Origin of the sequence: Sphaerotilus hippei, assembly GCF_003201595.1 — a bacterium.
In the GTDB taxonomy this organism is placed as follows: domain Bacteria; phylum Pseudomonadota; class Gammaproteobacteria; order Burkholderiales; family Burkholderiaceae_C; genus Sphaerotilus; species Sphaerotilus hippei.
The window spans coordinates 40,255-46,909 of the sequence record NZ_QJJS01000016.1 but is presented as its reverse complement, the minus strand read 5'-3'; the positions used below and the strand labels follow the sequence as shown (position 1 = coordinate 46,909).

Sequence of the window (6,655 nt, the reverse complement as noted above, 5' to 3'; positions counted from 1 at the left end):
AGCGGGTCAACTCGTGCTCATGGCGAGCGATCGACCCCACCCGAAGGCGGGGCAATGGCCGCGACCGGCGTCGTGGCCAGGAAAGCGTTGATCTGCGTCAGGCGCTGGGCGTCGAGCACGCCGGCGGCGGCCTGCAGCCGGATGTGCGACAGCAGGTGCACGTAGCGGGCCTGCGCCAGGTCGAGCACGGCGGAGGCGTGCTGCTGCTCGGCGTTCAGGATGTCGATCGTCGTGCGGGATCCGGCGACGTAGGCCCGGCGCTGCGAGCGCACCAGCTGTTCGGCCGAACGCACGGCCTGCTCCAGCGCCTTGATGCGCAGCAGGCCTTCGGTGACGCCGCGGAACTCGCGGTGCACCCGCAGGCCGAGCTCACGGCGGGCGGCCTCGAGCGACTCCTCCAGGCGCAGGTGGTCGGCGATGGCCTGGCGCACGCTGGAGTCGACGCCACCGCCGGCGTAGATCGGGATGGCCAGCTGCAGGCCGACGGTGCGGGCGGTCGTGCGGGTCTGCGGGCGCAGGGCGTTGTCGCCCTGGTTGCGTGACCACTGGGCATAGGCATCCAGCGTGGGCCGGTGTCCGCTGCGGGCCTTGTCGATCTCCAGCGCGGCGGCCTCGTGCTGCGCGCTCAGCTGCAGCAACTCGGGGCTGCGGTCCTCGGCGATGCGGATCCATTCGGCCAGCGATTCCGGCTGCGGCGCGCCCAGCGTCAGGCGCGACACGTCCAGCGGCTGCAGGCGATCGAAGGGCTGGGTCACCAGCGTGCGCATCTGCTGCATCGCGAGCTGCAGGTGCTGGCGCGCCTCGAGCTCCTGGGCCAGGCTCATGTCCAGCCGGGCCTGGGCTTCGTCGATGTCGGTGCGGATGCCCGAGCCGGCGGCCATCGACCGGGTGGCCGCGTCGAGCTGCGCGGCATAGGTCTTCTTCTGCACCTGCACGACCGCCACGCGGTCCTCGGACAGCAGCACCTCGAAGTAGGTCTCGGCCACCTTGATCGCCAGGTCCTGGACCTCGCGGTCGAAGGTCGATTCGACCTGGCGCAGCTGCACCCTGGCCTGCTCGTAGCGGGTCATCTGCAGCGGCCGGTACAGGGGCTGGCGGATCACCAGGCTCTGGCCGCTGTTGAGGTAGCGGTCCGTGGCCGCGACACCGCCGGTGCTGGTGTCCTGGTCGACCTGGCTGTAGGTCACGCTGGCGGTCACGTTGGGCAGCAGCTGGGCCTTGGCCTGCGGCAGCACCTCGCGGCCGCTGGCGGCGGCCGCCCGCGCAGCGCGCAGGCTCGCCGACTGATCCAGCGCGGCGCCGTAGGCCTGGGACAGGTCGAGGGACTGGGCCTGCAGGCCGGTGCTGCCCAGCAGCGCCGCCGTCAGCATCAGGCCCTGGCGCCAGTGGCGCGGGAGTTCGCGGCGCATCGTCATTCCTCCGTCATCGCCGCCGACACCCGGCGGGTCAGCGGCTGCAGGAAATAGGTCAGCAGGCTGCGTTCGCCGGTCTTGATGACCAGCTCGGCCGGCATGCCGGGCTGCATCTCGCGCCGCCCGAGGGTCTTCATGCCTTCGGGCGTGACGGCGACGCGGGCCAGGTAGTAGGTGACGTTGGTCTGCGGATCGGTGATCGCGTCGGCGGAGATCGAGCCGAGCCGGGCGTCGACCACCAGCTGGGGGGTGTGGGCGAACGCCGAGAAGCGCACGTCCACCGGCATGTCGACCTTGATGCGGTCGATCAGGTGCGGCGGCACCCGGGCCTCGAGCACCAGCTGCTCGCCCGCGGGCACGATGTCCATCAGCTTCTGGGCCGGCTGGATCACCGCACCGACGGTCTGCACCGCCAGCCCCACCACCTGACCGGTGGCCGGCGAGCGGATCTCCATGCGGGCCAGCTCATCGCGGGTCGAGCGCAGCTTCTGGGCATCGGCCTGCAGCTCGCGGTAGACGTCGGCCAGCTGCGAGGAGATCTCGGCCCGCTGCTCGCTGCGGCGCTGGATCGCCTTCTGCGACAGCTCGGCGATCGAGCGCTGGGTGCGGCCGATGTTGCCGCCGAGGTCGGCCAGGCCGGCATTGAGCTCGTCGACCGTGCGTTCCAGTTCCAGCTGGCGGTTGCGCGGGGCATAACCTTCCTGGACCATCGCGCGGGTGTGGGTCAGCTCGTCGCGCACCAGCGCGAGCTGGTTGCGCCGGCTGGCCTGCATCTGGGCATAGGCGTCCAGCGAGACCTTCTGGGCCTGCTTGCTCTCCTCGATGCCCTGCAGGTCGGCCTGCAGCGCCGAGCGCCGCGCGCTGAAGAGCTGTTCCTGCGCGAGGGTGTGGGTCTGGACCACCGGATCGCTCAGCGCCGACTGCAGGTCGGGGTGCCAGCGCAGCGTGGACTGCCCGTCGCGCTCGGCCACCAGGCGGGCTTCCATCGCCCGCAGGCCGAGGTAGCGCTGCCGGACCGCCTCATGGCCGGCCCGGGCCTCCTCGTCGTCCAGGCGGAACAGCGGCTGGCCTTCACGCACGCTGTCCCCTTCCTTGACCAGCACCGAGCGGATCAGACCGCCGGCCTGGTGCTGCACCGCCTTGCGCTTGGTGTCGACGGTGACGAAGCCTTGCGTGGGCACGCCCTCGTCCAGCGGGGCGAAGGCGACCCAGCCCAGCATGAGCAGCAGCCCCAGGCCGAGGGCCTGCAGGCCGTGGCGCGACAGCCGGTCGGCACGCGCCTGGGGGGACGGGGGCACGGGCGGCGTGGACGCCTCGGCCGGCGTGGGGGCCAGCGTCGGTTCGTTGGCCGCGGCGTCGGGCGGCAGCGGGGTTTCGGGCAGGGGGCGGGCGAGGGACATGGGAGGGTTTCCGGCCAGGTTCGGGGGTGCCGGTCGTGCTCAGGTGGCTGGCTGCAGGGCCAGGCCACCGGACGTCGGCGCAGGGGTGACGGGCTTGACGGGCCGCACCGGGAAGATGAATTCGTGACGCGGGGTGACGGAGCGGATCTCGCCCTGCTCCAGCAGCACCACCGTGTCGGCGGCGGCCAGCACCGCGCGGCGGTGGCTGATCAGCACGACGGTGGTGCCGCGCTGCTTGAGCTCGTGGATCAGCCGGGTCAGCGCGTGCTCGCCGGCCTCGTCGAGGTGGGCGTTCGGCTCGTCGAGCACCACCAGCGCGGGCTGGCCGTGCACGGCCCGGGCCAGCGCGATGCGCTGACGCTGGCCACCCGACAGCATGTGGGCCGCTTCGTTGAGGTTGGTGTCGTAGCCCTTGGGCAGCCTGAGGATCATGTCGTGCAGACCGGTCGCCCGGGCCGCGGCGATGACCTGGTCGGGCACGACCTCGCCCAGCCGGGCGATGTTCTCGGCCACGCTGGCGTCGAACAGCTCGATCTCCTGGGGCAGGTAGCCGATGTGCTCGCCCACGCTGCGGCGGCGCTGCGCGTCCAGCTCGGTGCCATCGAGCATCAGCTGGCCGCGCACGTCCGCCCAGATGCCCACCAGCACCCGCGCCAGCGTCGACTTGCCGGAGCCCGACGGGCCCATCACCACGGTGACGCTGCCCGCGGGCAGCGTCAGCTCGATGTCGCGCAGCACCGGGGTGGCCCGGCCGTCGGCCCAGGCGCTGAGCCCGTGCAGCGACAGCTCGCCCCGCAGGGCGGGCGCCTGGGCCGCCTCCTGCGACGGCACCGGGTGGCGCTCCAGCAGGCCCGCCAGGCGACGGTAGGCGTCGCGGGCGCCCAGCGTGGCGCGCCAGCTGCCGGTCAGCTGGTCGATCGGTGCGAGCGTGCGGGTCATCAGCACGTTGGCGGCGATCATCGAGCCCACCGACAGCTGGCCCTCGATGACCAGCCAGGCCCCGAGGCCGAGCGAGAACGACTGCTGCGTGTAGCGCAGGAACTTGCTCAGCGAGGTCTGCAGGTGCTGCTGGTGGTGCAGGTGGTTGCCGTCGTCGAGCTCGGCACGGTGCAGGCCCAGCCAGCGCTGCCACAGCGGCCCGGTCATGCCCATCGAGCGCAGCGCATCGGCATGGACGAACTTGGCGCGCAGGAAGCCCGCGGCCGTCGCGGCCGACTCGCCCGCGCGGGTGGCCGGCGCGCTCAGGCGGCGCTGGCCGCTCCAGGCCAGCAGGGCCTGCAGCAGCGCGAACAGCAGCGCGCCAGCGCCCAGCCAGGGGTGCAGCAGGCACAGCACGCCGAGGTAGACCGGCGTCCAGGGCGCGTCGAAGAAGGCGAACACCCCCGGGCCGGTCAGGAACTGGCGCAGCTGGGTCAGGTCGGAGAAGGTGCGCGGCGGCTCGCCCGCCTGGGGGCTCAGCCGCTCGTCGAGGCTGGCGACGAACAGCCGCTCGGCCAGCTGCCGGTCCAGGCGTTCGCTGACCCCGACCAGCAGGCGCGAGCGCAGCCATTCGGCCACGGCCAGCAGCCCGAACAGCCCCAGCGTGATGGCCGACACCGCCAGCAGCGTGAGCTGGTTCTGGCTGACCATGACACGGTCGTAGACCTGCAGCATGTAGAGCGTGGGGGCCAGCATCAGCAGGTTGGCGAGCAGGCTGACCGCGCCGATCCGCAGGCCTTCGCGGCGCAGGGCCAGCAGGGCCTGCTTCAGTTCACCGTGTCGGCGCACAGGGGCCGGGGACGTCATGGCGGGTTTCCTTGGCAAGGGAGTTCAGACGGCCTGGGCCGCGGCAGGGGCGGAGGGCACCGGTTCGGGCCGCATGGGCGCCTGGGCCTTCTGCAGCGCGGCCATCACCTCATCGCGCGGGCCGAAGGCACGCTGCTCGCCCTCGCTGATGACCAGCATCCGGTTGGCCACCGCCAGCACGCTGGCGCGGTGGGTCATGATCACGAGCGTGCATCCACGGGCGCTGGCGGCCCGGATGGCTTCACCCAGCGCCTGGTCACCGGCCTCGTCGAGGCTGGCATTGGGTTCGTCGAGCACCACCAGCGCCGGATCGCCGTACAGCGCCCGGGCCAGCGCGACCCGCTGCCGCTGGCCGCCCGAGATGGCGGTCGAGCCAGCACCGACGCGGGTGTCGTGGCCCGCGGGCAGCGCGGCGACGATCTCGTCCAGGCCGACGGCCTCGGACACCGCCCGGACCCGCTCCAGGTCGACCGCACCGAAGCGGGCGATGTTCTCGGCCAGCGTGCCGTCGATCAGCTCGACGCCCTGGGGCAGGTAACCCAGGTGCGGTCCCAGCTCGGCCGGATTCCAGGTCTGCACGCTGACGCCGTCCAGGCGCACCGAGCCGGACGCGGCCGGCGCCAGGCCCAGCAGGGCCCGCGACAGCGTGGTCTTGCCGGCCGCGGACGGGCCGACGACCGCCAGCACATCACCCGGCGCCAGCGTGAAGGAAATGCCCTTGAGCAGCTGCAGCGAACTGCCCGGGGCGGTGACCACCAGGCGGTCGACCACCAGCCGGCCCTTCGGGGCCGGCAGCGGCATGGCCGGCGCGGCGGCGGCCTGGTCCTGCAGCAGGCGGTTCAGGCGGGTCCAGGCCTCACGTCCGCTGGAGACGGTCTGCCACTGGCCGACGACCTGGACCAGCGGCGTCAGCACCTTGCCGCCCAGGATGCCCGAGACCACCAGCATGCCGCCACCGCCGTTCAGGCTGTTGTCGAACAGCAGCCAGCAGCTCAGCCCCAGCAGGGCCGAATTGACCAGGTTCTGCAGCAGCTTGGACCAGGCCTGCCAGGTGCCGGCTTCCCTCGAGGCCTGCAACTGCAGATCGATCGCCTCGCGCCGGCGCGAGGACCAGCGCCGCAGCGCGGCCGAGGTCATGGCCATCGCGTGGATGAAGTGGGCGTTGGCCAGCAGGCGGTCGGAGAACAGCTGTGCGCCCATCGCCCCGGCATTGGCCTTGTTCATCGGCTCGCGGGTGGCCCGTTCGTTGAGCAGCGTCACCGCGACCTGGGCGGCGGCGCAGCCCAGGGCCACGCCGGCCAGCAGCGGGTGGATCGCGTAGATCAGGGCCAGTGCCACCAGCGCCATCGGCGCATCCAGGGTGGCAGTCACCACCGGCGAGTGGAACAGCTCGCGCACGGTGCGCAGATCGTTCATCGCCACCGACGAGCCGGCGCCGGCCTTGCCCCGACCGGCCTCGAAGGCGGCCTGGAAGATGCGGGGCAGCAGTTTCTGCTCGAAGGCCTGTCCGGCGGCGACCAGGATGCCGGCGCGGACCCATTCGAGCACCTCCATCAGCAGGTAGAGCAGCACCACGGCCACCGTCAGCATCAGCAGCGTCGTGTGGCTGCGGCTGTTGACCACCCGGTCGTAGACCTCGAGCATGTACCAGGATGGCGTCAGGCCCAGCAGCGCGGCCACCATGCCGAAGCCGAAGGCCCGGCGCAGCTGGGGTCGCACGGCCTGCAGTGCCGCGGCGAGGTCGGCGTTCATGCCGGCTCTCCGTGCGGAGTTTCACGCTTCACGCCATGGAAACCACCGGCTGGATCGGAATCGCGGCACGACGGGCGACGGGAATGACAACGGCTGCACTGCATGGAATGTGTACTGATTGCTTCAGTACGATCACCATAAGCAAAAGCCGCAAATCAAAGCTGTCAATTTCTGACCATCACCGCTTTGGGTGATTCAGGAATTGATGAGTACCGCAATATCGGAAAAATTGAACATCCGGCCGGTGGGCATTCATCAGGGAAACCGGCTCGCTACATGGAATCGAGGTCTGTCCAAGCCGCGATC

4 protein-coding genes are annotated in these 6,655 nt (G+C 71.5%); all 4 read right to left on the bottom strand.

The window, feature by feature from the left end:
- Positions 1-17: 17 nt before the first annotated feature.
- The 4 genes from C7444_RS15520 to C7444_RS15500 are packed head-to-tail and all read right to left on the bottom strand — an operon-like array spanning position 18 to position 6,349.
- A complete protein-coding gene (locus C7444_RS15520) occupies positions 18-1,409 on the bottom strand; it encodes a TolC family outer membrane protein (RefSeq protein ID WP_170130774.1) in 1,392 nt (463 codons plus the stop codon).
- Positions 1,410-1,411: 2 nt separating this feature from the next.
- Positions 1,412-2,812: an HlyD family type I secretion periplasmic adaptor subunit gene (locus C7444_RS15515; RefSeq protein WP_211317580.1), complete on the bottom strand. Its 1,401-nt coding sequence runs from the start codon at positions 2,810-2,812 to the stop codon at positions 1,412-1,414.
- Between the two features lie 39 nt (positions 2,813-2,851).
- Entirely contained in the window at positions 2,852-4,597 is a 1,746-nt protein-coding gene (locus tag C7444_RS15505; RefSeq protein ID WP_110401763.1) for a type I secretion system permease/ATPase, read from the bottom strand.
- Between the two features lie 24 nt (positions 4,598-4,621).
- Entirely contained in the window at positions 4,622-6,349 is a 1,728-nt protein-coding gene (locus C7444_RS15500; RefSeq protein WP_110401762.1) for a type I secretion system permease/ATPase, read from the bottom strand.
- Positions 6,350-6,655 lie beyond the last annotated feature (306 nt).